Genomic DNA, 2767 nt, shown 5'->3' with positions numbered 1-2767 from the left:
TTAGAAACACCCACAAAGACAAAGTGCCAACGGAATGGATTCGTAAGCAAACACTAGTAAATGCAGAGCGATACATCACCGAAGAACTCAAAGAATATGAAACTAAAATTTTAGGTGCCGAAGAAAAAATTCAACAAATAGAGAATCAATTATTCGAACAATTGGTGAGTTGGATTGCGACTTATATCAAACCCGTTCAACTAAATGCTAATTTGGTAGCGCAATTAGATTGTTTGGTTTCATTTGCACAATTGGCTATTGATAATAAATACATTTGTCCAGAGATAAATGACTCTTTTGCTTTAGATGTAAAAAATGGACGTCATCCAGTTATCGAAAAACAATTACCAATTGGCGTTCCTTATATCGCTAACGATGTCTATTTAGATAGAGATTCACAGCAATTAATTATGATTACCGGTCCAAATATGTCAGGAAAATCGGCTATTTTGAGACAAACAGCACTAATTGTATTGCTAGCACAAATGGGGAGTTTTGTGCCTGCAGATAGTGTTCAAATGGGAATTGTAGATAAAATTTTCACAAGAGTAGGAGCGAGTGATAATATTTCGATGGGAGAATCTACTTTTATGGTCGAAATGAATGAAACGGCTTCCATTTTGAATAATATTTCCGATAGAAGTCTGGTATTATTAGACGAAATAGGACGTGGAACCAGTACATACGATGGAGTTTCCATCGCTTGGGCAATTGCCGAATTTTTACACGAAAATCCAGCGCAACCTAAAACATTGTTTGCAACACATTACCACGAATTAAACGAAATGAGTGAATCGTTACCCAGAATTCAAAATTATAATGTTTCTGTCAAGGAATTAAAAGATACGGTTTTGTTTATTCGTAAGTTAGTAAAAGGAGGAAGTGCGCACAGTTTTGGTATTCATGTAGCAAAAATGGCTGGTATGCCACAAATCGTTTTGCAAAAAGCTGAAAAGATTCTGAAAAAATTAGAAAAAAATCATTCGGCTGAAGCTTTAAATGGTATAAAAGGAAATAAAGACGATATGCAACTCAGTATATTTAATCTAGACGATCCGCTTTTAGAAGAAATTAAAGAAGAAATACTCAATCTAGACATTAATACACTGACTCCCGTCGAAGCATTAATGAAGTTGAATGAAATAAAAAGGATGTTAAGTAAAAAATAATCGCTCTAAAGTAAGGGTTTTCAGAGTATTATAAAAAAGTGTGATTTTTTTATATCAAAACCCTTGTTTAATTGAATTAATGTATTAAATTTGCCCTCGCATTACAGGAATGTATTGCTGTTCTTTTTAAAATTTGAAAACGCGAAAATAGCTCAGCTGGTAGAGCGCGACCTTGCCAAGGTCGAGGTCGCGGGTTCGAGCCCCGTTTTTCGCTCTATACCAAATAAAAATCATAATTGATTTTTGAAAATAAAACTGCTTGGGTGGTGAAATTGGTAGACACGCTGGACTTAAAATCCAGTGACTGTAATGGTCGTACGGGTTCAAGTCCCGTCCCGAGTACAAAAGAAAAGCGTAATTACTTTATTATTAAGTAATTACGCTTTTTCTGTTTTAATAATTGTATGATTACTGTACGGTTGATTTAAATTCAAATAAAAAACCCGCTTTTTGCTACTAAAATTTACTAGTGAAGCGGGTTTAATTTATTGATGTTATTACTAATAGAAATTATTTGCAATAAGCCATTCCAAATGTAGAAACCTGCCCGAAAATCGAATCAGTCAAATTATATTTTTGAATTAATTTCATTCTTTCCTCAACACGTATGCTTTCTACATATTCACGATGTTTTAAACCAAATTCAGGATATTTAATATCAGCTTTTTTAATGCTCTCCAATTCCATATCTCCAAGTTGTTTATAAAACGAACATAATTCTAAATTTCTTTCTTCTAAATATAATTGAAGTTTTTCATTTGCAACCTCGCTTTTATCTTTTTTATTATCATTAAGACCTTCAAGGCTATTCATTTTTAAATTATTATAGCTAATTCTAGGCTCTTCATTAGTTGGGGATTTTAATAGCATACAAATCCAAGCACTTTTGTCATTTGCGGATTCCTTTGACGTGTATAAATAAACCGCTAGAACAGTAGGAGCATCAAAATTTTCAAACAAATCTTTGTTTTTGTGTTCATCATAAATTTTTAGGACAACAGATTTTAAAGACTCCTCATTATAGATAGTGTCTTTATAAATTGCGTATTCAATTAGTTGAGCTTTGTTCGATGTTTCCGAATACTCTTCTCTTAAAATTTCATATTTTGGTTCTCCAGCAAAGTTGATTAAGACTATGAAAAATAATAAGGTAAACAACCCAACAAACAGTAAAGTTTTTTTTGAGAATCCATTTGATAGCTTCGTTTTTTGTGGATTCGAAACATTAATTGGTTTTTGTTTTTTTTGTGTAGGGTCGTACGGATTTTCTTTGTCGAATTTTTCCATTCTTTTTAATTATTTATTCCCAAACGTCCCTAAACAGATGTTAGTTTAAATAATCAGCGTGGGACATTTCCTATCAGTAAGCAACGTCCGACCAAGAACGCATACACAAAATAAGAAAGCCCACGCCTTTGCGTGTGCAATTCTTATTCTTTGTGTAATTGTTTAATTTGGTCGATTTAGCTTACTAGAATAAAGACGCCGATATGTTTAATTCAATTTTTATTTCATTTCACAAATATAAAGGTATTTATCATTATTACATAATTAAGGTTTTAGATTAACAATACTAAAACAATTTAGTTACTGTAAAC

2 protein-coding genes and 2 tRNA genes are annotated in these 2767 nt (G+C 32.3%); 3 read left to right on the top strand and 1 reads right to left on the bottom strand.

The features are described 5' to 3' along the window. The 3 genes from mutS to ACHZC3_RS11280 all read left to right on the top strand — a co-directional run. Positions 1 to 1169: DNA mismatch repair protein MutS (gene mutS, locus ACHZC3_RS11290; RefSeq protein ID WP_394759955.1), on the top strand; the 1169-nt coding region annotated here is incomplete at its 5' end. Positions 1170 to 1310: 141 nt separating this feature from the next. Then, a tRNA-Gly gene (locus ACHZC3_RS11285) sits at positions 1311 to 1383 on the top strand. 43 nt (positions 1384 to 1426) lie between these two features. Continuing rightward, positions 1427 to 1511: transfer RNA gene (locus ACHZC3_RS11280), tRNA-Leu, on the top strand. Between the two features lie 168 nt (positions 1512 to 1679). Here the strand turns inward: ACHZC3_RS11280 and ACHZC3_RS11275 are convergent. Then, a complete protein-coding gene (locus tag ACHZC3_RS11275) occupies positions 1680 to 2456 on the bottom strand; it encodes a hypothetical protein (RefSeq protein ID WP_394759954.1) in 777 nt (258 codons plus the stop codon). Between the last annotated feature and the right edge of the window lie 311 nt (positions 2457 to 2767).

This window comes from Flavobacterium sp. (assembly GCF_043720215.1).
Classification (GTDB): Bacteria; Bacteroidota; Bacteroidia; order Flavobacteriales; family Flavobacteriaceae; genus Flavobacterium.
This window is presented reverse-complemented; position numbering and strand designations above follow the sequence as displayed.

Coding starts and splice junctions, on each gene's coding strand:
- ACHZC3_RS11275 (WP_394759954.1), bottom strand. CDS start 2,456: ATGGAAAAATTCGACAAAGAAAATCCGTACGACCCTACACAAAAAAAA.